We start from the raw sequence: 24,440 nt of genomic DNA, 5'->3' as shown, positions 1-24,440 counted from the left end.
CCACTCAGCAGGGTCTGGATCGGAAGAAGGCGGTGACGAACGTCGGGGCGGCCGAGCCGGGCGCGGGGATCGACACGGGACGTGCCGAGACCGGGCATCACCGGCGCGCGGCCCGAGGTGCCGTGCGCAGGGGCTCGATGCTGGTCGCGCGCTGCCAGAGCTGGAGCATGATCCAAGCCGCGACCACGCTGAACAGCCCCATCAGCACGTGGCCGACGGTATCGCCGAGCTCGAACAGGCCGGCGATCGCCCAGCCCGCGGCGATCGCCACAGCGAAGACTTCCGTTCCCACCAGCACCATCATGCTGAGGATCGTGATCAGGTTGCGGGTGTTCACGAGGACCCCTTCCTCCGGCGGCACGGATGTGCGTCCCGCTTGCGAAGGCGGCAGTACCCCGATTGTCGCATCCTGTGCAACCGATAAGCGGAGGGCCGGGAGGCCCCCCGCCTCAGCGCGGCGCCCGCTTGGCGAGGATGCGCTGGAGGGTGCGGCGGTGCATGTTCAGCCGCCGTGCGGTCTCGCTGACGTTCCGTCCGCACAGCTCGTAGACCCGCTGGATGTGCTCCCAGCGCACCCGGTCGGCCGACATCGGGTTCTCGGGCGGGTCGGCCCGCTCGCCGGGCTGCGCCATCAGCGTCCCGTGGATCTCGTCGGCATCGGCCGGCTTGGCGAGGTAGTCGAACGCCCCGAGCTTCACGGCGGTGACGGCGGTGGCGATGTTGCCGTAGCCGGTGAGGATCACGCCGCGGGCCTCGGGCCGGCGCTCCTTCAGGCGGGCGATCACGTCGAGCCCGTTGCCGTCGCCGAGCCGCATGTCGATCACCGCGAAGGCGGGGGCCCGCGCCTCGACCACGGAGACGCCCTCGGCCACGCTCTCGGCGACCTGGACGTGATAGCCGCGCGCTTCCATCGCGCGGGCGAGGCGGGTCGAGAACGGCTTGTCGTCGTCGACGATCAGAAGGCTGCGGTCGGAAAACGCGGCGAGCGGGTCGGCGTCGTTGAGCGCCACAGCATCCGGGGCGCCCGACGAGCTCGATTGCGTCAGCATGAGAAGCTCCTCAAACATTTCGTTGTATTCGTTGAAAGTTTATATAGGCGCGACATCGCCCGCGGGCAGGGGTGGCCGGGTACCGAATTCGGGGGCATGACGGAGCGCCGCACCCCGCTCGAAGATGTGGCGCGCCCAGGAGATCCGGACCTGCGCCCCGTGCGTTCCCGGCTTCGAGGCGTTGGCCAGGGTGATCTGCGCGCCCGAGCGCTCGATCAGCGTCTTGGCGATGAACAGCCCGAGGCCGAGGCCGGCGCCGACCGTGCCGCCCTGGTTCTGGCCCGCCGTGCGGTCCGGGCTGCGGGTGGTGACGTAGGGTTCGCCCGCCCGCAGCAGCACCTCGGCGGAGAAGCCGGGGCCGTCGTCGCGGATCTCCAAGGTGACCCGGTCCAGGGTCCAGCGCCCCTCGATCACCACCCGGGCGTCGGCGAAGTCGACCGCGTTGTCGAGGATGTTGCCGAGCCCGAACATCACGCCGGCGTTGCGGCGGCAATCCGGCTCCGGGGCGTCGCCCGCGCTCGATATGTCGAGGGCGATGCCCATCGCGCGGTGCGGCGCCACCAGCTCCTCGATGAGATGGCTGAAGCTCAAGGTCTCGAGGAAGCCGGCCCCGTCGCCGTCGAGCGAGGTGAGCTTCGAGAGGATGCCGCGGCAGCGATCGACCTGCTCGCGCAGCAATTGCAGGTCCTCGGCGACGGCCGGCGGCGCGTCGGGGCCGAGCTGGCGCACCAGCTCCTTTGTGACGACCATGATCGTGCCGAGCGGCGTGCCGAGCTCGTGCGCCGCCGCCGCCGCCAGCCCGTCGAGCTGCGACAGGTGCTGCTCGCGGGCGAGCACCAGCTCCGTCGCGGCCAGCGCCTGGGCGAGCTGTCGCGTCTCCTCCGAGACCCGCCAGGCGTAGACGCCGGTGAAGGCCGTGCCGAGCAGGATCGCCGTCCACACCCCGGAGACGTAGAGGAACGGCAGCTCGATCCGGCCGTCGGCGAACCACGGCAGCGGGCGGTGGACGAGGGCCAGCAGCGTCGCCAGCCCGATCGCCAGCAGGCCGAGCGCCAGCGTCCGCTCCGGCGGCAGCGCGGTCGCCGAGATCAGCACCGGGGCGAGGAACAGCAGCGAGAACGGGTTTTGCAACCCGCCGGTGAGGAACAGCAGCACGGCGAGTTGCACGATGTCGAAGGCCAGCAGCAGCGCCGCCGAATCGGCGCTCAGCCGGTAGCTCGCCGGGAAGCGGATGCGCAGGCCGAGGTTGAGCCACGACGAGGCGGCGATCGCCAGGAAGCACCAGCCGAACGGCAGCCCGAGCCCGAGCCCGAACTGCGCCCCGACCACGGCGGCGCTCTGCCCGGTGATCGCGAGCCAGCGCAGGCGCACGAACGTGTCGAGCCGCAGGTGGCGCGCGTCGCGGACGAAGCCGCTCGGATCGGTGTCGAGCATGATGTGTTCTACGATAGGGCCGCGGCCCCTCCCATCCAGGGCCCGCGACGCTCCGGCGGTCGCCGCGTCAACCCGCCTCGTCCAGCTCGGGGCCGCGGGTGGCGTCGAGGCCGGCGCCCGGGATCGGCGCGATCGGCACAGGCGCGCCGGTGCGGGCCGCCTCGTAGATCGCCTCCATCAGCATCTGGTCCTGCAGCCCCTCCTCGCCGGGGGTGCGCGGCCGGCGGTTCTCCTGGATGCAGCGCGAGAAGTGATCCATCTCCAGGGCGAACTGGTTCTTCGCGCCGAGCACCTTGGTGTCCTGCGACACCGCCTTGCCGTCGCGATGGGTGATGACGAGGCGTTGGCCGACATAGGCGAAGGCGTTCTGCAGATCGATGTCGGCGCCGCCGGTATGCACCGCCAGGCGCCGCGATTCGTGGACGCCGTAGCTGGTCATGCACTGCGCCAGCACGCCGGAGGGGAAGCGCAGGGTGAAGCTCACGCTCTCCTCGACCTCGCGGAACTTCGGGTCGTCGGGCGGCGAATAGGTGTGCGCCTGGATCAGGTCGGGCTCCTCGCCCAGCAGCGCCCGCACGCCGTTGAGGCAGTAGAGCCCGATATCCGGCAACGCCCCGCCGCCGGACAGCGCCTTCTTCAGGCGCCACTGCTCCGGCAGGCCCGAGGTCTGGCCGTTGAAGGCCTGGATCATCCGCGGCTTGCCGAACTCGCCCGAGCGCACGAGGCGCACGACCTCGCGGTTGTAGGGCTCGTACTGGCAGCGATAGGCGATCATCAGCTTGACCTTGGCCTGCTCGCACGCCGCGATCATCGCGCGGGCTTCCGCGGAGGAGGCCGCCATCGGCTTCTCGCACAGCACGTGCTTGCCGGCCCCCGCCGCGGCGACGACGTCGTCGCGGTGCACCGCGTTCGGGGTGACGATGTAGACCGCCTGGATCTCGGGATTGGCCTTGAGCTTGTCCCAGTCGCCGTAGCCGTAGACCGCGCTCTCGGCGACGCCGTACTGCTTGGCCACGAGCTTGGCCTTGTCCGGCGTGCCCGACATGAGCGCCACGAGCCGCGAGCGCTTGGCTTCTCCGAGCGCCGGGAGGATCTCGTCGAGGCTGAGACGCCCGAGGCCGACGACGCAGTAGCCGACCCGTTGGCCCGGCGGCTGCGGCGCGGGCGTCGGCGCCGGAGGCCGGTCGCCCTGGCCGCGCCAGTTCGGGAACTGCACGCGGCCGCCCTGAACCGCGCCGGTGTCGGCCGGCACCGTCGGGCCGGGCGTCGTCGCGGCGCGGGCCGCGTCCGCAGCCGCGAGCGCCGCGCCGGTGAGGGTGACGCCGCCGGCCCGCAGCAGGGTCCGTCGCGAGAGCCCGTGATCGTCTGCCATGCATCCCCGTCTCGGTCGGTGAGAGGCGGGGAAACCCGGGGCCGGATCGCAGGGTTCCGCCGGGCGCCGGCGCGCTCAGTGCAGCCGGTCGGGCGGGGCGGCCGCATTCCAGGCGGCCCGGGCCTCGGCCGCCGCCCCGTCCTCGCGCGCCGGTTGATCGAGGAAGGCGAGGCCGGCCTGGGTGCCGTCGCGCCAGACGACCTCGGCGCGGCGGGTCTCGTTGCGGCCGGTCACGTTGCGGCCGGTCACGGTGAGGTCGACGACGCGCGGCAGGACCACGTCCTCCGCGACGACGATGCGGGCGCCGGTCAGCGAATGGTCCCGCAGGCGGCACGGAGCCTCCGGCAGGAACGCCGCGAGGCGCAGGGTGCCGCCGAGGCAGGCCCGGCGGCGGTCGCTGTGGCGGCGCTCGATCTTGGGCGTCGTCAAGGTCACGAAAGTCATCCCGGCTCTTGTTGGCATTTCATCAATGCAAGGGAGCACGAAAAGCTTCGTCTCGTCAGGTATAAGTGATGGTTAACCCTAACGGCGCCGGGCAGGCATGCGGCCGTCACCGCGCCGGCGGCGGGTCCGGCGCCTCGACGCCGCCGCTGCGCTGGAGCTGGAGCGCGACGAACCAGCACAGGGCCGCCCAGGCGGCGCCGATGCACCAGCCGGCCAGAACGTCGCTCGGCCAGTGGACGCCGAGGTAGATCCGGCTGATCCCGACGAGGAGGGTCATGGTGACGCCGAGCGCCAGCACCAGCGCCTTGACGCGGCGGTAGCGGTCGATCCGCGCGAGCAGCGTCGCCAGGGTCAGGTAGGCGATCGCCGACATCATCGCGTGGCCGCTCGGGAAGCTCGCCGTGAACACGTCCATGCCGTGCGGCACCAGGTCCGGCCGCGGGCGATGGTAGAACAGCTTCAGCACCGTCGAGACCAGCTCGCCGCCGCCGACCGCGCCGATCACGAACAGGCCGACCCGGCGCTTGCCGGACAGGGCGAGGTAGGCCGCGACCGACGCCGTCAGGAACACGATGGTGAAGACGCTGCCGAGCCCGGTGATGTCGCGCATCGTCTCCTCGAGCCAGCGCGGCCCGATCGGATCGGACAGGTCGGCCGGGTTGCGCAGGGCGAGCAGGATCTTGCGGTCGAGCGCCTCGGTCGAGCCCTCGCCGACCTCGTGCGCCAGGGCGAAGAAGGCGTAGCCGAGCCCGCTGACGCAGATCAGCGCCAGCAACGGCCCGACCTCGTTGAGGCGCAGCCGGAGCCAGACGGAGGTGGCGTGGGACAGGAACGGGATGCGCCGCAGCGGGGCGGGGGGGCTCATCGCGCCGTGCCCGATCGATCGCGGGCGCCGTGGGGAGGATTTATCGAGACCATCACGCGTTCTCGCCGAAGGCGAAGCGGGCCCGCTCGGCCCAGGGACCGCCGAGGTAGCGCCACAGGCGGGTGGCCGGCGCGGTGAAGCGGAACGGCGCGAAGTCGTCGGCGAGGGCGGCGTGGAGCGCGCGGGCGGTGTCGGGGTCGACCTTGTTCTGCACGGTGACGTGCGGGCGCCAGCCCTGCTTGTCCTGGGCGGTGAGGTGGGCGTCGAAGGTCTTGGCGAGGCGCGCGCGGAAGGCGGAGAGCGGCTCGGAATCGAGGACGTAGGCCACGCCGCGGCCGGTGAAGCGCAGCCCCGTCACCGCAACCTCGGGCGGCGGCACGGTGCGCGCGAGCATCGCGATCGTCTCGCGCACGCCCGCCTCGGCGGCGCCGGGCAGGTTGTGGAACAGCGTGGCGTGGGCCGGGATGCGGTTGAGCGCCTTCGGGAAGTGCCGCCGCCGCAGGCCGTCGAACCGCGCGAACGTGTCCGCGTCGAACTCGAGCGTCAGGATCAGGGGCGCCTGCCGGGCGTCCTGTCCCGGCTCCTCTTGCTTCAGCGCATCTTGCGTCGGCGTCTCTGGCATGCGGGCTTCCTGTCGCGGCCGGACGGAGATGGCGCGGCGCGCGATCAGGTCCAGTAGAGGATCCGCGCCGCGGGCAGGTCGCGGGCGAGCGCGGCAAACAGCGTGTCGCGCATCGACCGCATCAGCTCCTTGGGGAAGACGTACTTCACCGAGCCGAACTTGGTGAGCTTCTTCGCGCGCTCGGCCTCGTCGAGCGGCAGGTCGGAGCCCGGGTACCAGCCCTGGAGCACCTGCTTCGAGCCCGGGGTGAAGCGGTGGGTGATCAGCTCGGCGGTGAGGTCGAGGTCGGGCACGTCGGCGAGCGCCGCGGCGGCCTCGCGGATCAGCCTGGCATAGCCGGCCTCCCAATCCGGCACCGGCAGGATCGGCGCGATCGTGAGCCCGACGGGATAGCCCGCCAGCGCCACGGCCCGCATCGCCTGGAGCCGCGCGTCGAGGCTCGCGGTGCCGCCCTCGTAGCGCGTCGCGGTGCGGGCGTTGACCGAGAACCGGATGCGGGTGCGGCGGTTGTGCGGCAGGTCGAGCAGCGGCTCGACCGCGGCGAACTTGGTGGTGAAGCGCAGCTGCACCGGCGCCTCCCAGGCACCGAAATGCCGGATCGCCGCCGAGAGCGAGCCGGTGAGGTGCTCGATGCCCAGCGGATCGGTGTAGCACGAGGCCTCGAAGGTGGTCCCTTCCTGCGCCCGCTCGGCCTGCGCCGAGGTCACCGCGCCCTGGCCGAGATAGGCGCCGAGATTGGCCAGGATCGCGTCGAGGTTGGCGTAGGCCCGCGTCACCGGCGGCCCCGACAGGGAGCCGGCGAGGTAGCAGTACTGGCAATGGGCCGGGCAGCCCTCGGCGAGGTCGAAGCGCCAGTCGGCCGAGGGCGGGATCGGCTGGAGCCGGAGCTTGGTCGGCGGTGCCACGACGAGGGCGAGCGTCGCCTTCGCCTCGATGTAGGCCCGGCGCGGGTCGGCCTGGCGCAGGCCGGTGAGGCGGTTGGCCGTCAGGCGCTCGACCGGGAGCCCGAGCGCTTCCGCGCGGGCGAGCATCGCCCGGCCGTGCGCGTGCTCCAGGGCGGCCGGCGTCGCCAGGACGCGCCGCGGACGCCACAAGCGTGCCGGCCGCGCCGTCGACGAGACGGCCGGCGCGGGCGGCGGCGAAAGGACGGGCGGCGAAAGCACCGGTGGCGCGAGGGTCTGGGCGGGCTCCATGAGGGCCGAACGCCCCGGCACCCGTGCCGGCTCCTCACTTCCGCCGGGCGCGGCCTGCGGCTAAAGCACCGGCCATGGCCCCGAAGCGTTCGCCCGTCCCCCCCGTCCGGGAAACCGTCCACGAGGGGCGCGACGGCTGGCTGTTCCTCATCGGCGGCAGCAACGACGTCATGCAGCGCTACCGCGGGACCCTGCGGCAGTGGTGGACCCTGCGCGGCTGGACCCGGCTGATCACGGCGCGCGCCGCCCGCGCGGCCGGGCTCGGCATCCGCTGCGTCCAGCTCATCGTGCCGGAAAAGCTCTCGGTCTACGATCACAAGACCATCGACCTGCGCTACGACCCGGCCCGGGCCTCGACCCGTCGCCTCGCCCGCAAGCTCGCGGGGCAGGCCACCTATCTCGACCTGCTCGGCCCGTTTCGCGCGGCCCGCGACGGGCCGGTGCCGCTCTACCTCAAGACCGACACGCACTGGTCGGCCGAGGGATGCCTGCTCGCCTATCGCGAATTGATGCGGGCGCTCGCCGCGGTCCCGCCGGCCGACATCGGCACCCGGCCCGTCCTCGTGACGGAGCGGGTGATGGATCTCGGCGCAAAGCTGCCGGGCCGGCCGGCCGAGCGCCTGGTGCGCCCGCAGATCCACCGCGACGCGGTGCGCGTCGAGACCGGGGCGCTGCTCGCGGCCTCCGAGGAAGCGGGAACCGAGGTCGACCTGCATGTCGGCGCGCACGTGGTCTACCGCAACGCCAACCCCGCCGTCGACCCGCGGCGCGTGGTGCTGTTCGGCGATTCCTACGCGCATTTCGCGCCGATGCTGCTCACCGGGCTGCTGGCCGAGAGCTTCGCCGAGGTGCACTTCGTGTGGTCGTCGAGCTTCGACTGGGCTTACGTCGAGCGGGTGCGCCCCGACATCCTGCTGTTCGAGCTGGCCGAGCGCTTCCTCGCCCGCCTGCCCGCCGACGACTTCGACGTGGCCGCCGGGCGCCGGGCCGGCGCGGCCGGCTAGAGCATTCTCCGCGATCCCCGGATCACGTGGAATGCTCTCCCGTTGCAAGATCGCGTCAGGGGATCGGCTGGCTCAGGGTGGTTTCGACGAGGACGTCGTCGGTCTGGGCCGCGAGGTAGAGGTCCGGCGTCCACGCGATGCCGAGGAGCAGGACGACGATCGCGAGGAGGCCGGCCAAGCCCAGCGTCACCCCGTCGGCCTGCCGCCGCAGCGCGTGGATCGCGGCGCATCCGGCGGTGAACACGGCCGCCTCGGCAGCGGGGATCGCGAGGGCAAGCGACATCGGGCCTTCTCTCCGGACGTTTCGGCGGGATCGTGCCACCCGTCTCACGGTCCGGCATCGAATGCGAGATGCCGAGGCCTGCGCGGGGCGACGACCGAGGAAGACATCCAAGCAGGAAACGGGCTAAGTGCACCTCACAAAACCCCCGACCTCCGCGGCCGTTCACTATGCCGGCGACGCCACGACGGGGGTTTTGTGAGAGGCACCAAGCCTGCCACAACCTTTCCCCCTCGCCGCGTCGCCCTCCCGACGGACGGCGCGACGCGCGAAACAACGGATCGCACCCATGGGATTGCTCGTCGACGGCGTCTGGCAGGATCAGTGGTACGACACGGCGTCGACCGGCGGCCGCTTCGAGCGCAAGGCCTCTGCCTTCCGCAGCTGGGTCACCGCCGACGGGTCGCCCGGCCCCTCGGGCGAGGGCGGGTTCAAGGCCGAGCCCGGGCGCTACCACCTCTACGTCTCGCTCGCCTGCCCGTGGGCGCACCGCACCCTGATCGTGCGGGCGCTGAAGGGCCTCGAGGACGCGATCTCCGTCTCCGTCGTCGACCCGCACATGGGCGCCGAGGGCTGGGTGTTCGGCGACAGCCCCGGCGCCACCCCCGATCCGATCCACCATGCGACGCGGCTCTACGAGGTCTACCGCGCCGCCGACCCGCGCTATACCGGCCGCGTCACCGTGCCGGTGCTGTGGGACCGCGAGCGGAAGACGATCGTCTCGAACGAATCGGCCGAGATCATCCGCATGCTCGACGGGGCCTTCCACGGCGGCGGGCCGGACCTCTGCCCGGACGACCTGCGCGGGGAAATCGATGCGGTGAACGCCCGGGTCTACGACCGGGTCAACAACGGCGTCTACAAGGCCGGCTTCGCCACCGCGCAATCGGTCTACGCGGAGGCCTTCGCCGCGCTGTTCGCCGAGCTCGACGCGCTGGACGCCCGCCTCGACCGGTCGCGCTACCTGTGCGGCGCACGGCTCACCGAGGCCGACATCCGGCTGTTCACGACGCTGGTGCGGTTCGACGCGGTCTATGTCGGGCACTTCAAGTGCAACCGGCAGCGCATCGCCGACTACCCGAACCTGTCGAACTACCTGCGCGACCTCTACGCCCTGCCGGGCGTCGCCGGGACGGTGGACCTCGTCCACATCAAGCGGCACTATTACGAGAGCCATCCGACCATCAACCCGACGGGCATCGTCCCGGTGGGGCCGGCGCTGGACTTCGCCGCGCCCAACGACCGGGCCCTGCGCTTCGGCGGGTGAGGCGAACGCGCGCCGGGCTCGACGGATGCGCGCGGCGCGTTAGATCGGACGGCATGACGCTCGCACACACCTCTCGCCGCCTCGCCCTCGCCCTGCTCGCCGCGCCCTTGGCGCTGTCGGGGCCCGCCTGGTCCCAGGCCGCGGTGCAGCTCGACGGCACCTGCGAGAAACTGACGATCGAAGGGAAGGACGCCACCTCGGCCTGCAGGCCGACCCTCGGGAACAGCGCCGAGCGTCGGCGCACGACCTTCGACTTCACCACCACGGACGGGCGCACGCTCAGCTTCAGCGGCACCGGCGCGCAGCAGGAGCGCACCGAGGAGACCGACCCGCTGCAGCCGATCAACCTCGTCACCACCGGCACGTCGAGCGACAAGGGCATCGTGCGCAACCCGACCCCGGCGGTCGGCGCCTGCACCTTCTCGACGCCGGCACCGGGCAAGACCACCATCGCCTGCGAGGCCTCGGCGCCGGACGGCCGCACCTTCGCCGGGACCTTCGTGACGCAGGCCAAGGCCGCCGCCGGCGCCCCCGCGCAGTAGGCCCGGCGTTTCGAGGGTCGGGGCGCACCGCACGACGCGCTCCAGCCTGGGATGCAGCGATCCGGTCTCGGCCCGGCACCGCGCGCGGGACAGCCCTCGGGGACCGGCGAAAACCCGACGAAACCTGCGGATTTGCCCGATTCCGCCGCGCGAGAGCGCGCGCACCGCACTGGTCAGCCGCGTGCCCGAGTCCCATGTACCCGGTCTGGCGACATTTGGTTCCAAGGCCCGACACCGCATGCTGAACGACACGCTCGCGACGGACGCGCACCCGGGTGCGTCCGACCTGATCCGGGAGACCACCACGGCCGGTTTCCGGCAGGACGTCATCGCCGAATCGGCGAACCGTCCCGTGCTGGTCGCGTTCTGGTCGCCGCGCGCACCGTCGAGCAAGACGCTGCTCGCCGTGCTGGAGAAGCTCGTCCGCGCCGCCGCGGGCAAGGTCGTGCTGGTCAAGATGAACGTCGACGAGCATCCGGCGGTCTGGGGCCAGATCGGCCAGCAGCTCGGCCTGCAGGGCGTGCCCGCCGTGGTCGCCATCGACCAGGGCCGCCCGGTCGACATGTTCGAGGGCGCCCTGCCGGAAGCGCAGATCAAGACCTTCTTCGACCGTCTCGCCGGCCCCAGCGAGATCGATCAGGTGATGGCGGAAGCCGCGCAGGCGCTGGCGGAGGGCGACCTCGCCGGCGCCTCCGAGCTCTACGCCGCGGTGCTCGGGCAGCAGCCCGACAACGTCGCGGCCCTGGCCGGCCTCGCCAAGATCCAGCTCGACGCCGGTGAGCTGGAGAACGCCAAGCAGGTGCTGGCGATGGTGCCGGAGGCCAAGGCCGCCGACCCGGGGCTCGCCGGCATCCGCGCCGCGATCGTCCTGGCCGAGCAGGCCGCGGCGCTCGGCGACCTCGCCGGCCTGGAGGCGGAGGTCGCCGCGAACCCGGACGCGCACCAGGCCCGGTTCGACCTCGCCCTCGGCCTCAATGCCGGGAACGAGCGCGAGAAGGCGGTCGATCACCTGATCGAGATCATCCGCCGCGACCGGACCTGGAACGAGGACGGCGCGCGCAAGCAGCTGCTCCAGTTCTTCGAGGCCTGGGGCCCGATGGATCCGGCCGCGATCCGCGGACGGCGCAAGCTCTCGACGCTGCTGTTCGCGTGAGGGCGGATCTGCGGGTGCAGAGGGAAGCCGAAGGTTCTGTCTTGCTGGAGGCATCATGAGCACGCATGCGGGCTACAAGGGGCCGGGCGATTGCCCGCCCGTCATCCCGGTCTTCCCCCTGCCCGGCGCCCTGCTGCTGCCGCGCGGGCAGATGCCGCTCAACATCTTCGAGCCGCGCTACCTCGCGATGGTGGACGACGCCCTGCGGACCGACCGGGTCATCGGCATGATCCAGCCCGACGCCGAGGGCGGCGCCTCGCCGTTGAACCCGAAGCTGTACCGCGTCGGCTGCGCCGGGCGGATCACCCAGTTCGCCGAGACCGGCGACGGGCGCTACCTGCTCTCGCTGACCGGCATCGGCCGCTTCCGGGTGATGAGCGAGCTGGCCACCACCGGCGCCTATCGCCGCTGCCAGGTCAGCTACGACGACTTCGCCATCGATTTCACCGCGCGCGCCGGCGAGGACGCGGTGGACCGCGAGGGCGTGCTGCGGGCGCTGCGCGACTTCGTCGATTCTAACGACCTCAAGGTCGACTGGGCCGGGATCGAGGAGGCGCCGAACGAGGCCCTGGTCAACGCGCTGTGCATGATGAGCCCGTTCGGCGTCCGCGAGAAGCAGGCGATGCTCGAGGCCGCCGACCTGAAGACCCGCGCCGAGATCCTGGTCGCGGTCACCGAGATGGAGATGGTGCGCAGCACCGGGCCCGAGCCGACGATGCAGTGACGACTCGAAGGACGGCTCGGCGGTGACGAGCGCCCGCGCCTTCGCGACCAACCGGCACGGCTTCCGATGGAGAACCAGAGCATGACGCAGGACATGACCACGCAGAGCGCCGCCGTCGAGGCGACCCGCGTCGACCCGAAGCTCCTCGAGCTGCTGGTCTGCCCGCTGACCAAGGGCACCCTCGATTACGATGCTGGCCGCCAGGAGCTGATCAGCCGCTCGGCCAAGCTCGCCTACCCGATCCGCGACGGCATCCCGATCATGCTGCCGGAAGAGGCGCGCCAGCTGACGGACTGAGCCGGGGCGAGGACGAGGGCATGGCGTTCAAGGCGAAATCCGCCTCCGAGACGAAGGCGGCCGAGCTCGCATCCGCGATCGTGCGCATCGCCGACCGGGACGGCGCGCCGCTGCAGATCGGCGTCGACCGGCTGCGCCAGGGCAACCCGCGGCTGACGCCGCTGGCGATCGGCCAGCTCTACCGCAAGCATCGCGACCACCTCGACGCCGCCCTCGCCGAGCGCGGCTACACCCTCGTCGGCTATGCCGACCAGGGCCCCGGCCGGGGCATGGAGTTCGAGATCGACCCCGCCTGACACGGGGACCCGGCCGGGGCGTCGAACGTGCCGCGGTACCGGCCATCGCCCGCCCGTGGTAGGGGAGGCGATGCCCCGCTGGCTTTTCCTTACCTTCGTCGCCGCCGTGGCGCTGGCCGTGCTCGGCAGCGCCATCATCGTCCTGCGCGCCCCGCCGTCCAAGCCGCCGGCCGCGAGCCTGTCCTGCGCACCGATGCCCTGCCCGGGGACCGCGCCGACGGCGTGAGCCCCGGCCGAGCGGCCTTCGCCGGCCATTTCCGCACGGGCCTCGGACGAGCCGCGGGGCCCCCCTCGCCGCCGCGGGCGGGGAGGCCTGCACGATGCGGCACCGTCGCGAAACGCCTCAGAAGAAGATCGGCCGCGCGCTCGCGTGGTGCTCGCCGAGCACGGTGCCGGTGGCGGGCTCGATCTCCTTGAGCACCACGTCGTAGCCCCAGAGGTCGGCGAGGTGCTGCAGCACGCGCCGGGCGTCGTCCTTCTGCAGGGTGATCTTGTTCAACGCCTTGTGGTGCAGGATCAGGCGGCGGTCGCCTTCGAGGTCGACGTCCACCACCTCGATGTCGGGATCGAGCCAGGCCACGTCGTACTGGCGGCCGAACGAGCGGCGCATCTTGCGGTAGCCGCGCTCGTCGTGGATCGCGGCGACGTGCAGCTCGGGCTGCTCCGGATCGTCGGCGACGTGGAACAGCCGCATGTCGCGCATCAGCTTCGGCGACAGGAATTGGGCGATGAAGCTCTCGTCGCGGTAGTTCTCCCAGCAATCGCGCAGCACCGCCATGCCGTCGCCGGTGCCGGCGATGTCGGGGAACCACTGCCGGTCCTCCGCCGTCGGCTGCTCGACGATGCGGGCGATGTCCTGCATCATCGCGAAGCCGATCGCGTAGGGGTTGTGGCCGCTGTAGCTGCGGTCGTCGTAGTTCGGCTGGCGGATGACGTTGGTGTGCGACTGCAGGAACTCGAGATAGGCCGCCTCGCCGATCAGGCCCTTCTCGGAGAGCGCGTTCATGATCCGGTAGTGGCAGTAGGTGGCGCAGCCCTCGTTCATCACCTTGGTCTGGCGCTGCGGGTAGAAGTACTGCGCCACCAGCCGGACGATGCGCAGGATCTCGCGCTGCCAGCGCTGCAGGCGCGGGGCGACCTTCTCCAGGAAGTAGAGGATGTTCTCCTGCGGCAGCTCGAGCAGCGCCTTGCGCCGCTCGATCGCCTGGTCGGCGCGCGTCGCCCCCGCCTTCGCCGGCAGGGTGCGCCACAGGTCGTTGTAGATCTGCTCGCCGTGCTCGACCCGCTCGCGCTCGCGCCGCTGCTCGGAGGCGAGGTCCGGCCGCTTCTTGCGCGGGTAGCGGTGCACGCCCTGGCTCATCAGCGCGTGGGCGGCGTCGAGCACCTGCTCGACGGCCTGATGGCCGTAGCGCTCCTCGCAGCGGGAGATGTAGGTCTTGGCGAAGTCGAGATAGTTGAGGATGCCCTCGGCGTCGGTCCACTGCCGGAACAGGTAGTTGTTCTTGAAGAAGTGGTTGTGGCCGAACGCGGCGTGGGCGATCACCAGCGTCTGCATCGTCGCCGTGTTCTCCTCCATGATGTAGGAGATGCACGGGTCGGAGTTGATGACGATCTCGTAGGCGAGCCCCATTATGCCGCGGCGATAGCCGGATTCGTGCTGGGCGAAGTGCTTGCCGAACGACCAGTGCTTGTAGAACAGCGGCATGCCGATCGACGCGTAGGCGTCGAGCATCTGCTCGGCGGTGATGATCTCGATCTGGTTCGGATACCACGACAGCCCGAGCGCCCGCGCCTCGACCTCGCAGGCGTCGTGGATGCGCCGGATGGTGTCGAAGTCCCAGTCGTTGCCGGTGAACAGCGGTTTTGGGGCGCCGGACGTCGCGCGTGTCTTGAGAGCAGTCATATCGCCTCCCGATCGGCCGGCCGAAGCGCGACGTACCCCCTCTCCCGTGCGGGAGAGGGTTGGGGTGAGGGGGCAGGTCCGTCCGGAGAGGTCGCCCCCCTCACTCTGTCCCTCTCCCAACCGGGAGAGAGGACCCGCGCCCCGACATGACGACCTGCGAAGCTCAAGACTCCGCCTCCGCCCGCGCGTCCTTGCGCCCGAACAGGTCGCGGAAGACGGCGTAGATCTCGCGGCGGTGGTTGACCTTGCGCATGGCGATCGGGCCGCCGGCCTTGGCGATGGCCTCGTAGGTCCGCCACAGGGTGGTGCGGTGCTCGACGAAGCCGGCGCGCGGGCCGTTCTCGTCGCCGACCTCGAGATAGGCGAAGTGCTGGCAGGCCGGCAGGATGTGGGCGCGCAGCAGCTCGGTCGAGGTCGGGCCGTCGGAGGAGACGTTGTCGCCGTCCGACGCCTGCGCCGCGTAGATGTTCCAGTCGTTGGGGTCGTAGCGCTCGGCGATGATGCGCTTCATCTCCACCAGCGCCGAGGAGACCAGCGTGCCGCCGGTCTCGCGGGAGCCGAAGAAGGTCTCCTCGTCGACCTCGGTCGCCCGGTCGGTGTGGCGGATGAACACGATCTCCACGTGCCGGTAGCGGCGCGTGAGGAAGATGTGCAGCAGGATGTAGAACCGCTTGGCGAGGTCCTTCATGTGCTCGGTCATCGAGCCGGACACGTCCATCAGGCAGAACATCACCGCCTGCGCGATCGGGCGCGGATACGGCTCGAAGCGGCGGTAGCGCAGGTCGATCGGGTCGACGTAGGGGATGCGCCGCGTGCGCTCGCGCAAGCCCGCCAGCGCCTCGGCGAGGTCCGGCAGCGCCGGGTCGCCCTCGGCCAGGCCGGCGATGCGCGCTTCGAGCGCCGCCACCTCCTCGGGCTTCGGCCGCTTCAGGGCGATGCGCCGCGACATCGAGTTGCGCAGCGTCCGGGTGAGGGCGAGGTTGGCCGGCGAGCCGGTCACGGTGTAGCCGGCCCGGCGCAGCCCCTCCGTCTCCACCACCGCCAGGCGGCGCTTGGCGAGGTCGGGCAGCTCCAGGTCCTCGAGGAACAGCTCGAGGAACTCCTCCCGGGTCAGGACGAAGCGGAACGCGTCCTCGTTGTTCTCGCCGCCGTCCCCGCCCTCGCCGGAGCCGCGGCCGCCCCCGCCGCCCTGCGGCCGCTCGATGCGGTCGCCTTCCACGTAGGTCTTGTTGCCGGGCAGGATGTGGTCCTGGAGGCCGGTGCCCGGCTGGCGGGAGAAGCGCGGCTCGCGCACCCCGTCGGCCGGCACCGTGACGCGGCCGTCCTTGCCGAGGTCCTTGATGTCCTTCTCGCGGGCCGACTCGCGCACGGCCCGCTGGGCCACGTCCTTGACCCGCCTAAGGAAGCGCTGCCGGTTGGCGAGGCTCTTGCCTCCTGGATTCAGTCGACGGTCGACGATGTGCATTCGGTGATCAAATCCCCGCCCGCAAGATCCGACCGGGATAACGCGCCGGCCGGTCGTCCGAAATCATGGCGGATCTCGATCAGGTCCCCGAGGGGACCGAATCATCCCGCCTGCTTCACCCGCATGTACCACTCGACCAGGCGGCGCACCTGCCGCTCGGTGTAGCCGCGCGAGACCATCCGGTCGACGAACTCGCCGTGCTTCTTCTCGGTCTCGCCGTCCTTCTTCGAGCCGAAGGAGATCACCGGCAGCAATTCCTCGACCTGGCTGAACATCCGCCGCTCGATGACCTCGCGCAGCTTCTCGTAGGACGTCCACGAGGGGTTGCGGCCGCCGTGCTGGGCCCGCGAGCGCAGGGCGAACTTCACCACCTCGTTGCGGAAGTCCTTCGGGTTGGCGATCCCGGCCGGCTTCTCGATCTTCGTCAGCTCCTGGTTGAGAAGCTCGCGGTTGAGCAATTGCCCGGTCTCGGAATCCTTGAAGTCCTGGTCCTCGATCCAGGCGTCGGCGTAGTCGATGTAGCGGTCGAACAGGTTCTGGCCGTAATCGTGGTAGGATTCGAGGTAGGCCTTCTGGATCTCGTGCCCGATGAACTCGGCGTAGCGCGGCGCCAGCTCGCCCTTGATGAACTCGAGGTAGCGCTTCTCGGTTTCGGGCGGGAGCTGCTCGCGGCGCAGCGACTGCTCGAGCACGTACATCAGGTGCACCGGGTCGGCCGAGACCTCGGTGGTGTCGTGGTTGAAGGTCGCGGCCAGCACCTTGAAGGCGAAGCGGGTCGAGATCCCGTCCATGCCCTCGTCGACGCCGGCCGAATCCTTGTACTCCTGCATCGAGCGGGCGCGGGGGTCGACCTCGCGCAGGGACTCGCCGTCGTAGACGCGCATCTTCGAGAACGCGTTGGAGTTGGCGTGCTCGCGCAGGCGCGACAGCACCGAGAACCGCGACAGCATCTCCAGGGTGCCCGGCGCGCAGGCCGCATCCGAGAGCTCGGAGCCCGAGATCAGCTTCTCGTAGATGTGCTGCTCCTCCTGCACGCGCAGGCAGTAGGGCACCTTGATCACGTAGATGCGGTCGATGAAGGCTTCGTTGTTCTTGTTGGTCTTGAAGGTCTGCCACTCAGACTCGTTCGAGTGCGCCAGGATGATGCCGGTGAAGGGGATCGCGCCGATGTTCTCGGTGCCGACGTAGTTGCCCTCCTGCGTCGCCGTGAGCAGCGGATGCAGCATCTTGATCGGCGCCTTGAACATCTCGACGAACTCGAGGACGCCCTGGTTGGCGCGGTTCAGGCCGCCCGAGTAGGAGTACGCGTCCGGGTCCGCCTGCGACAGCGTCTCCAGCCGGCGGATGTCGACCTTGCCGACCAGCGAGGAGATGTCCTGGTTGTTCTCGTCGCCGGGCTCGGTCTTGGCGATGGCGATCTGGCGCAGGCGCGAGGGCCGGACCTTGATCACCTTGAACTGCGAGATGTCGCCCTCGAACTCGTCGAGGCGCTTCAGCGCCCACGGGCTCATCAGGCCGGTCAGGCGCCGGCGCGGGATGCCGTAGCGGCTCTGGATCTCGGCGCCCATGGTCTCGGGGTCGAACAGCCCGAGCGGGCTCTCGAAGACCGGCGAGACCTCGTTGCCGGCCTTGAGCACGTAGACCGGATGGACCTCCATCAGGGCCTTGAGGCGCTCGGCCAGGGACGACTTGCCGCCGCCGACGGGCCCGAGCAGGTAGAGGATCTGCTTGCGCTCCTCCAGGCCCTGCGCCGCATGGCGGAAGAACGAGACGATCCGCTCGATCGTCTCCTCCATGCCGAAGAACTCGTGGAAGGCCGGGTAGGTCCGGATCGTCCGGTTCATGAAGACGCGGCCGAGGCGGGCGTCCTTCGAGGTGTCGACGAATTCCGGCTTGCCGATCGCGTCGAGGATGCGCTCGGCGGCGCTCGCGTACATCAGCGGCTCGTCGCGGCACGCCTCGAGGAATTCGGAGAGCGTCATCTCCGTGTCGCGGCGCGCTTCGTACCCGCGGGCGAAGCTCTGGAAAAGGTCGTTGGTCGCATGCATCGGCATTCGATAACCCTCTCAGACCGTCAACAGCTTCATCCTGTCCTGCCGCGAACGCAACCGACAGACCCGCATTTGTCGCAGTGCGGCGAACACGGTGACGCTGCGTGTGCTGGATGCAACACCCGTCGGGCTGAAATGCGGCATCCGTCAAGCTTACCCGTGGTCGTCCGGCCGGATCGAAAGAACGATCCGGCCGAAAAAACGTGCACTCCGAGCTTTCGGTTGCCTCCGATCAGAGATCGCTGCTGTCTTTCTTGGCATCGGTGTCCTTCTTGGCCGACGCAGCCTCGACGGTGATTTTGATATTCTGCGTCTGCACTTGACCGTCCGCATTCTTGATTTCGAACGTCACCTCGTCGGCGCCGGTGTAGCCGGCCTTCGGCTGGTAGAAGAGACCCTGGACCGCGGTGTCCTTGTTCGGGCAGCGATAGGAAGCGGGCGTCTTCTGCTTGCCGACCTTGGTGATCAGCGCGCCGTTCTTCGGCGCGCCCGAGACCTTGAACTCCGGCATCGGGCCGGGCGAGCAATCCTTCTTCAGGTTCGGGACGATGGCGATCCGAACCGTCTTGCCGGAGGCGACGGTCTCGCTCTTGGTGATCGTCGTCTGCGCGAAGGCGGGCGCGGCCAGCAGGAGGGCGCCGGCGGCGAGCGCGCGGACGGGGCGAAGGGCGGACAGGGTGGCGCTCACGGGCGTGTCTCCGAACATCTCTTGGCGCGGCATCCGGAGCCATGGGGCCACGTGCCGGCCGAGCCGATGTGGGGATGCCCACGACGCGCGTCGAGGCCGCAGGCCCGTGCCGGCAGCCGGGACCGCGATTATTGCTGAAGCGCGGCCGCGACCACGCCGGTGACGCGGGCGATCTGCGCGGCGTCGAGCTCGCCTTCCAGGGCCGCCGCGAGGCTGCGCTCGACCCGCGCCCGCTCGCCCGCATCCGAAGTCGGGGTGACGGGGATGTCGGTCTCGTCGAGGCCGCAGACCCGGCGGATCGTCTCGGCCGCGGCCAGCAGCGCGCCGCGATCGGTCGGCCCCATCTCCCAGAGCGGGTTGCGCAGGCGGCTGACGACGCGCCGCGCGTCGCGATAATCCCGGTCGACGTGGGTCGCGGCCTCGATCTGGCTGACGAGGAACATCAGCTCCAGGACCTCGGAGGCCGCGTCGGGGCACGCGCGCACGATCCGCATCACGCGGCTGATGAGTTCCTGCGTCGGCGTCATCGAACGGCGGGGTGCGCTCATGCGGCGATCAACGCGGATCGGCTCGCAAAGTTCGCCGCGCCGTGACGCATCGCGCGGCGTCGTCGCGACGCAGCCTGGGCGCCGCTCAGGCCTCGGGCGGGGCGCGGAAGGCCGCCAGCGCCTCGCGGCAGGCGTAGAGGTCCTGCAGCGCGCCGGCCAGCGCCTCGCGGTCCAGGGCCTCATGATCCGAGGTGTCGCGATTCGACCCCTCGCGATCCCGGGTCTCGGGCTCGGCGCCGTCGGGGGACGACGTGGCCGGGCCGCTCGTCTCCTGCATCACCGGCGCGGCCGCCACCGCCTCGCCGCGGCCGACCGCCTGGACGAAGCGGACGCCGTTCTCCTTGAGGACGCGCTGCGCCCCCTCGATCGTGTAGCGCTGGACGTGGAGCAGGTGGCGGATGCCCGCGACGAGCGCGACGTCGCCGGGACGGTAGTAGCGCCGCCCGCCGGCCCGCTTCACCGGCCGGATCTGGCCGAACCGGGTTTCCCAGAACCGCAGGACGTGCTGCGGCACGTCGAGGGCTTCGGCCACCTCGGTGATCGTGCGGAACGCGCCCGGATCCTTGTCGACGGGTCCGGACGCCTCGGTGAGGGCAGCGAGCGCCATGGATCGATCCGGCTACGAGGGCGGCGATGGGCGAGCGGTCAGTCGTCGGCGTGGGCGGCGCCGTTCAGGCCGTTGATCCGGGCCTTGAGCACGTTCGAGGGCTTGAACACCATCACCTGGCGCGGCTCGATCGCCACCTCGACGCCGGTCTTGGGGTTGCGGCCGACGCGCTTGCCCTTCGACCGCACGACGAAGGAGCCGAACGAGGACAGCTTCACGGTCTCGCCCTCCGAGAGGCAGGCGCAGATCTCGGACAGGACCGTCTCGACGAGGGCGGCGGATTCGGTGCGGGAGAGGCCGACCTGCTGGTAGACGGCCTCGCTCAAATCGGCGCGCGTCACCGTCTTGCCTGTCATGCCTCGACCCCTCGCGGTTCTTCTTGCCGGGAGCGGTCGTTTCCGACGTATCCCTATGATCTGCCACGCTAATCCCCGGTCGGGCCCGGGTCAACCGGGGCGGCTCCGGAAATTGTTTTCGGCTACCAGCGGATCAGCGCCGCGCCCCAGCTGAAGCCGCCGCCGATCGCCTCGATCATCACGAGGTCGCCGCGGCGGATGCGGCCGTCCCGGCGGGCCACGTCCAGAGCCAGCGGGATCGATGCGGCCGAGGTGTTGCCGTGGCGGTCGACCGTCAGCACCACCTTGTCGCGCGGGATGCCGAGCTTGTCGGCGGACGCCTCGATGATGCGGCGGTTGGCCTGGTGCGGCACGAACCAGTCGAGGTCGGCCGCCGTCGCGCCGCCCTTCTCGAGCGCGTCGACGATCACGTCCATCACCGAGCCGACGGCGAAGCGGAACACGTCCTTCCCCTCCATCCGGAGATGGCCGGTGGTGCCGGTCGAGCCCGGGCCGCCGTCGACGTAGAGCTTCTCGCGGTGGCGCCCGTCCGAGCGCAGGCTCGCGCTGATCACGCCCCGGTCGCCGCTCGCCCCTGCGGCCTCCTGCGCCTCCAGCACGATCGCGCCGGCCCCGTCGCCGAACAGCACGCAGGTGGTGCGGTCCTCCCAGTCGACGATGCGCGAGAAGGTCTCGGCGCCGACGACGAGCGCGCGCCGGGCCGCGCCGGTCGACAGGAACTTGTCGGCGGTGGAGACGGCGAAGACGAAGCCGGCGCAGACCGCCTGCAGGTCGAAGGCGGCACCCGCCGTGATGCCGAGCGCCGCCTGGATCTGCGTCGCGGTCGAGGGAAAGGTGTGGTCGGGCGTCGAGGTGGCGCAGATCACGAGGTCGATGTCGTCGCCGGTGAGGCCGGCATCGTCGAGCGCAGCGCGGGCCGCGCGGATGCCGAGCACCGACGTGGTCTCGGTGGCGTCCGCGAGGTAGCGCTGCCGGATGCCGGTGCGCTGGACGATCCATTCGTCCGAGGTGTCGACCCGCTCGGCGAGCTCGGCGTTGGTCACCACCCGCGCAGGAAGCCCTGAGCCGGTGCCGACGACGACGGAACGCAGGGTTGTCATCGGATTCCTTCCCGTTGCGACGCCTGCGCAACAACCATCGGTTGTTAGACCTGCATCGCTCCGATCTCCATCGCATTCGTTCACCGACCCCGATCCCGGGCCGGCGCAGGCGTCTCGTGCCGGTGCGGGCGTCTCGCGCCGGCGAAGGTCCGGCCGGGCACCCATCCGGGCCGGGGCGAAGTCAGGCCGGCGCGAGCGTCGGCGTCTGGTCGAGCATCTCGCGGATCGTGCGCATCAGGTCGTGGCGGGCCATGTCGTGGGCGAGGTCGACGGCGGCCGCGAAGCCTTGCGCGTTCTCCGAGCCGTGGCTCTTGATGACGATGCCCTCGAGCCCGAGGAACACGCCGCCGTTGGCCCGGCTCGGGTTCATCTTCTCGCGCAGCGCGCGGAACGCCTGGCGGGCGAACAGCGCGCCGATCTTGGCGGACAGCGTCCGCGTCATCGCGGAGCGCAGGTACGTGCCGATCTGCTTGGCGGTGCCTTCCGCGGTCTTCAGCGCGATGTTTCCCGTGAAACCTTCGGTGACGACCACGTCGACGGTGCCGCGGCCGAGGTCGTTGCCCTCGACGAAGCCGTGATAGGCGAAATTCGGCAAATCGATCTCGCGCAGCAGGCGCGCCGCCTCCTTCACCGCCTCGTTGCCCTTCATCTCCTCGGTGCCGACGTTGAGCAGCCCCACCGTCGGGCGCTCGAGGTCGAACACGATGCGGGCCATGGCGGAGCCCATCACCGCCATCTCGATCAGGTGCTCGGCATCGGTGCCGATGGTGGCTCCGACGTCGAGCACCACGCTCTCGCCGCGCACCGTCGGCCACAGGCAGGCGATGGCCGGGCGCTCGATGCCGGCCATGGTCTTCAGGCAGATCTTCGACATCGCCATCAGCGCGCCGGTGTTGCCGGCGGAGACCGCGGCATCGGCCTCGCCGTCCTTCACCGCCTGGATCGCCTTCCACATCGACGACTTGCCGCGGCCCTGGCGCACCGCCTGGCTCGGCTTGTCGTCCATGGCGACGGCGTAGGTGGTGTGGCGGATCTCGACGCCGCCCTTGAGGCGCGGCTCGGCCGCCACGAGGGGGGCGACCACCGCCTCGTCGCCGAAGATCAGGAAGGTCGTCTCGGGATGGCGCTCGCGCGCGAGCGCGGCACCGGGCACGACGGTCGAGGGGCCATGGTCGCCGCCCATGGCGTCGAGCGAGATGCACACGCGTTGGGACATGAAGGGGTTGTCGCGGCCTTTGACGGAACGCCGTCGCGGGGGCGACGGCCGGGATCGGCGCGGCGGAAAATAGCGATCCAGCCCCGGCGGGCAAACGAATTCTCGCGCAGGGGCAGGGTGCGGCCCGATTTGGCGGCCGGGTTCGGCGGCCCGCGGACCCGGGAGCCCGCTACGGCTCCTCGGGGCGGAGCGTCCGCAGGACGTCGAAGGGTTTCACGTCCTCGCCGAGCTGGACCGCCTCGAACACCACCCCGGGCTTGCGCGGATAGGGGTCGATCCCGAGCGCCAGGAACTCGGCGGTCAGAAGGCCGAAGTCGATCCGCCCGCCGACAATCGGGTCGGGGATGTCGGCATCCTCCGCGTCGGTGCCGGCGAGGCGGTCGGTGTCGGTGAAGACCACCTCCACCGGCTCGGAGACCCTGGTCTCGAACGGCTCCAGGCTGACGGTGCAGACCAGCGTCACGGTGCCCTCGACGGTGCCGGTAACGACGAGGCGGCTCGTCGGGCCGGACACCGAGAACTGCCCGGCGAGGTCGCGGATCGCCGGAATCTTGAAGTCGGCGGCGAGCGCCGTGCACTCGGCCGGCGTCGCCTCGACGGTGACGGCGCCGCGGCCCTGCGGCAGCCGCGCCACGCTCACCCATCGGGACAGGGGGGTCTCGCTCACGCTCATCGGGCTTCCAGGTCGAGTGTCGGGGCATCGCCCGCATGCGGGAAGGACGGGCCGGCGCCGAGCAGGCCGTCGAGGTCGGCCTCGGCCAGCGCGCGGTCGGCGGCGAGGACGTAGTCGGCGAGGCCGGCGGCGGCTTCGAGATCCTCGCTGCCGAGCACGTTGCGGGCGAGCGCGGTGCGGAGCGCGGCGGCATCGCCCGCGTCGAGCGCCGCGTCGTAGTTGGCGGCGCGGCCGTAGAACGCGGCGCCGAGCTTCTTCATGCGCTTGGGCACGCCGAAATCGCCGACGCCGAGCTCGCGCAGGGACGCGTCGAGCTGGAGGAAGACCGAGTTCACGAGGTCCTGCGCCACGTCCGCCGCCGGCGCCGGCAGGCGGTTCAGGCGGCGCAAAGCCAGGATGACGTGGAGGATGAGCGATTCGAAGCGGCCCTCCACGCCGTCGGGCACGCCGAGCGCGGTGTAGAGGCCCGGCTGCCGCGAGGCCGCGTTGAGGCGCATGTGCAGGGTCTCAATGGACCGCCGCCGCGCATCGTTGCGCCGGAAGAACCGGGTGATCATGGGGTTCGCCCTCGGCCCGGAGGCCGGCGCCCGGGCCGCGCCCGGCGGAACGGCCGTGCCCGGTCGCGCAGCGTTGTGGCCTGTGGCCGAGCTTGCCTTGTCAAAGCCATAACCCCGCGGTACGGCAACCCACGGTCAAGGTGCAAGCATTCATCAGACCGCCCCTGGTGTCGCGCTCCGGCGTGCCTAGCGGCGTCCCGTCCCATCAGCAACATAGGGTGGCCGATGTCGCGCCGTCTCGTTCCGTCTCTCGCGCGCCTCGGCCTCGTCGGCCTGCTCGGCCTCGGCCTGTCGGGCTGCATCGGCGAGGAGCTTCGCCACGGCTACCAGATCGACCAGGCGGCGCTCGCCACCGTCAAGCCCGGCATGAGCCCGGAGCAGGTGCTGCAGACGCTGGGCACCCCGTCCACGGTCTCCACCGTCGGCAACAAGTCCTGGTACTACATCTCCCAGAACACCTCGCGCACGGTCCTGTTCCTCGGCGAGCAGGTCGAGGACCAGAAGGTCACGGCGGTGTACTTCACCCCCGCCTTCAAGGTTGAGCGCGTCGCCCTGTACGGCCTGCAGGACGGCAAGGTGTTCGACTTCATCGAGCGCACCACGCCGACCAGCGGCGCCGACCGCGCCTTCCTGAGCCAGCTGTTCAAGGGCCTGACCAAGTACGAGCCCTTCGGCAGCGGCAACGGCGCCAGCGTCGTCCCGGGCGCCCAGCGCGGCATGTGAGGCGTCGGGCG

At 70.8% G+C, this 24,440-nt stretch carries 29 protein-coding genes; 9 read left to right on the top strand and 20 right to left on the bottom strand.

Annotated elements, in window-relative coordinates; genetic code table 11:
- Nucleotides 1–97: 97 nt before the first annotated feature.
- The 8 genes from MKK64_RS21050 to MKK64_RS21015 form a co-directional block, all read right to left on the bottom strand.
- Complete coding sequence (locus MKK64_RS21050) at nt 98–337, bottom strand: hypothetical protein (protein WP_147843713.1); 240 nt, start codon at nt 335–337, stop codon at nt 98–100.
- A gap of 112 nt (nt 338–449) precedes the next feature.
- Nucleotides 450–1,049, bottom strand: a complete 600-nt coding sequence (locus tag MKK64_RS21045) for an ActR/PrrA/RegA family redox response regulator transcription factor (RefSeq protein WP_147728650.1) — start codon at nt 1,047–1,049, stop codon at nt 450–452.
- A 39-nt stretch (nt 1,050–1,088) separates the two neighbouring features.
- Complete coding sequence (locus tag MKK64_RS21040) at nt 1,089–2,483, bottom strand: ActS/PrrB/RegB family redox-sensitive histidine kinase (protein ID WP_147728651.1); 1,395 nt, start codon at nt 2,481–2,483, stop codon at nt 1,089–1,091.
- A 67-nt stretch (nt 2,484–2,550) separates the two neighbouring features.
- Nucleotides 2,551–3,855 carry a Gfo/Idh/MocA family protein gene (locus MKK64_RS21035; RefSeq protein WP_243936950.1) on the bottom strand — a complete coding sequence of 435 codons (1,305 nt, stop codon included), beginning with the start codon at nt 3,853–3,855 and terminating at the stop codon, nt 2,551–2,553.
- A 75-nt stretch (nt 3,856–3,930) separates the two neighbouring features.
- A complete protein-coding gene (locus tag MKK64_RS21030; RefSeq protein WP_243936948.1) occupies nt 3,931–4,290 on the bottom strand; it encodes a PilZ domain-containing protein in 360 nt (119 codons plus the stop codon).
- 115 nt (nt 4,291–4,405) lie between these two features.
- On the bottom strand, nt 4,406–5,164 hold the full coding sequence (locus MKK64_RS21025) for a phosphatase PAP2 family protein (RefSeq protein ID WP_147858874.1): 759 nt from the start codon (nt 5,162–5,164) through the stop codon (nt 4,406–4,408).
- 52 nt (nt 5,165–5,216) lie between these two features.
- Complete coding sequence (locus MKK64_RS21020; RefSeq protein WP_243936946.1) at nt 5,217–5,786, bottom strand: 2'-5' RNA ligase family protein; 570 nt, start codon at nt 5,784–5,786, stop codon at nt 5,217–5,219.
- Nucleotides 5,787–5,830: 44 nt separating this feature from the next.
- Nucleotides 5,831–6,979 carry a radical SAM protein gene (locus tag MKK64_RS21015; protein WP_409567992.1) on the bottom strand — a complete coding sequence of 383 codons (1,149 nt, stop codon included), beginning with the start codon at nt 6,977–6,979 and terminating at the stop codon, nt 5,831–5,833.
- A 74-nt stretch (nt 6,980–7,053) separates the two neighbouring features.
- Between MKK64_RS21015 and MKK64_RS21010 the strand changes: the two genes are divergently transcribed.
- Entirely contained in the window at nt 7,054–7,983 is a 930-nt protein-coding gene (locus tag MKK64_RS21010; RefSeq protein ID WP_243936941.1) for an alginate O-acetyltransferase AlgX-related protein, read from the top strand.
- 55 nt (nt 7,984–8,038) lie between these two features.
- Here the strand turns inward: MKK64_RS21010 and MKK64_RS21005 are convergent, their stop codons facing one another.
- Nucleotides 8,039–8,266, bottom strand: a complete 228-nt coding sequence (locus MKK64_RS21005; protein ID WP_243936939.1) for a hypothetical protein — start codon at nt 8,264–8,266, stop codon at nt 8,039–8,041.
- A gap of 286 nt (nt 8,267–8,552) precedes the next feature.
- Between MKK64_RS21005 and MKK64_RS21000 the strand changes: the two genes are divergently transcribed.
- From MKK64_RS21000 to MKK64_RS20970, 7 genes are all read left to right on the top strand, one after another.
- A complete protein-coding gene (locus MKK64_RS21000; RefSeq protein ID WP_147842196.1) occupies nt 8,553–9,530 on the top strand; it encodes a glutathione S-transferase family protein in 978 nt (325 codons plus the stop codon).
- A gap of 53 nt (nt 9,531–9,583) precedes the next feature.
- Nucleotides 9,584–10,072, top strand: a complete 489-nt coding sequence (locus MKK64_RS20995; RefSeq protein WP_147858877.1) for a hypothetical protein — start codon at nt 9,584–9,586, stop codon at nt 10,070–10,072.
- Nucleotides 10,073–10,310: 238 nt separating this feature from the next.
- Complete coding sequence (locus MKK64_RS20990) at nt 10,311–11,225, top strand: thioredoxin family protein (protein WP_243936937.1); 915 nt, start codon at nt 10,311–10,313, stop codon at nt 11,223–11,225.
- Between the two features lie 55 nt (nt 11,226–11,280).
- Nucleotides 11,281–11,949: an LON peptidase substrate-binding domain-containing protein gene (locus MKK64_RS20985; RefSeq protein ID WP_147725636.1), complete on the top strand. Its 669-nt coding sequence runs from the start codon at nt 11,281–11,283 to the stop codon at nt 11,947–11,949.
- 93 nt (nt 11,950–12,042) lie between these two features.
- Nucleotides 12,043–12,246 (top strand): Trm112 family protein, encoded by a 204-nt coding sequence (locus tag MKK64_RS20980; RefSeq protein WP_147842199.1) that lies wholly within the window; start codon nt 12,043–12,045, stop codon nt 12,244–12,246.
- A gap of 20 nt (nt 12,247–12,266) precedes the next feature.
- On the top strand, nt 12,267–12,542 hold the full coding sequence (locus MKK64_RS20975) for an adenylosuccinate synthase (RefSeq protein WP_147725635.1): 276 nt from the start codon (nt 12,267–12,269) through the stop codon (nt 12,540–12,542).
- 70 nt (nt 12,543–12,612) lie between these two features.
- Nucleotides 12,613–12,768, top strand: a complete 156-nt coding sequence (locus tag MKK64_RS20970) for a hypothetical protein (protein WP_187274747.1) — start codon at nt 12,613–12,615, stop codon at nt 12,766–12,768.
- A 117-nt stretch (nt 12,769–12,885) separates the two neighbouring features.
- Here the strand turns inward: MKK64_RS20970 and MKK64_RS20965 are convergent, their stop codons facing one another.
- The 11 genes from MKK64_RS20965 to MKK64_RS20915 form a co-directional block, all read right to left on the bottom strand.
- Nucleotides 12,886–14,445 (bottom strand): SpoVR family protein, encoded by a 1,560-nt coding sequence (locus MKK64_RS20965; protein WP_243936929.1) that lies wholly within the window; start codon nt 14,443–14,445, stop codon nt 12,886–12,888.
- Nucleotides 14,446–14,608: 163 nt separating this feature from the next.
- Nucleotides 14,609–15,910, bottom strand: coding sequence for a YeaH/YhbH family protein (locus MKK64_RS20960; RefSeq protein ID WP_243936927.1), 1,302 nt, complete (start codon nt 15,908–15,910; stop codon nt 14,609–14,611).
- A gap of 101 nt (nt 15,911–16,011) precedes the next feature.
- On the bottom strand, nt 16,012–17,964 hold the full coding sequence (locus MKK64_RS20955; protein WP_147842192.1) for a PrkA family serine protein kinase: 1,953 nt from the start codon (nt 17,962–17,964) through the stop codon (nt 16,012–16,014).
- Between the two features lie 229 nt (nt 17,965–18,193).
- On the bottom strand, nt 18,194–18,649 hold the full coding sequence (locus MKK64_RS20950) for an Ig-like domain-containing protein (protein WP_409567408.1): 456 nt from the start codon (nt 18,647–18,649) through the stop codon (nt 18,194–18,196).
- 128 nt (nt 18,650–18,777) lie between these two features.
- Nucleotides 18,778–19,197, bottom strand: coding sequence for a hypothetical protein (locus MKK64_RS20945; protein ID WP_187274748.1), 420 nt, complete (start codon nt 19,195–19,197; stop codon nt 18,778–18,780).
- A gap of 85 nt (nt 19,198–19,282) precedes the next feature.
- Nucleotides 19,283–19,804 (bottom strand): MerR family transcriptional regulator, encoded by a 522-nt coding sequence (locus MKK64_RS20940; RefSeq protein WP_243936925.1) that lies wholly within the window; start codon nt 19,802–19,804, stop codon nt 19,283–19,285.
- Between the two features lie 38 nt (nt 19,805–19,842).
- Nucleotides 19,843–20,160 carry an integration host factor subunit alpha gene (locus MKK64_RS20935; protein ID WP_147725630.1) on the bottom strand — a complete coding sequence of 106 codons (318 nt, stop codon included), beginning with the start codon at nt 20,158–20,160 and terminating at the stop codon, nt 19,843–19,845.
- A gap of 122 nt (nt 20,161–20,282) precedes the next feature.
- Nucleotides 20,283–21,260: a beta-ketoacyl-ACP synthase III gene (locus MKK64_RS20930; protein WP_147725629.1), complete on the bottom strand. Its 978-nt coding sequence runs from the start codon at nt 21,258–21,260 to the stop codon at nt 20,283–20,285.
- 181 nt (nt 21,261–21,441) lie between these two features.
- Entirely contained in the window at nt 21,442–22,476 is a 1,035-nt protein-coding gene (plsX, locus tag MKK64_RS20925; protein ID WP_147725628.1) for a phosphate acyltransferase PlsX, read from the bottom strand.
- A 169-nt stretch (nt 22,477–22,645) separates the two neighbouring features.
- Nucleotides 22,646–23,149 (bottom strand): YceD family protein, encoded by a 504-nt coding sequence (locus tag MKK64_RS20920; protein WP_243936923.1) that lies wholly within the window; start codon nt 23,147–23,149, stop codon nt 22,646–22,648.
- Nucleotides 23,146–23,706 (bottom strand): ubiquinol-cytochrome C chaperone family protein, encoded by a 561-nt coding sequence (locus MKK64_RS20915; RefSeq protein WP_243936921.1) that lies wholly within the window; start codon nt 23,704–23,706, stop codon nt 23,146–23,148. Before MKK64_RS20915 ends, MKK64_RS20920 begins: the two co-directional genes overlap by 4 nt.
- A gap of 225 nt (nt 23,707–23,931) precedes the next feature.
- On the opposite strand from MKK64_RS20915, the gene MKK64_RS20910 reads away from it, so the two are divergent.
- Complete coding sequence (locus MKK64_RS20910; RefSeq protein ID WP_147842188.1) at nt 23,932–24,429, top strand: outer membrane protein assembly factor BamE; 498 nt, start codon at nt 23,932–23,934, stop codon at nt 24,427–24,429.
- Nucleotides 24,430–24,440: the final 11 nt, after the last annotated feature.

Origin of the sequence: Methylobacterium sp. E-025, from assembly GCF_022829705.1 — a bacterium.
Lineage (GTDB): Bacteria > Pseudomonadota > Alphaproteobacteria > Rhizobiales > Beijerinckiaceae > Methylobacterium.
This window is presented reverse-complemented; position numbering and strand designations above follow the sequence as displayed.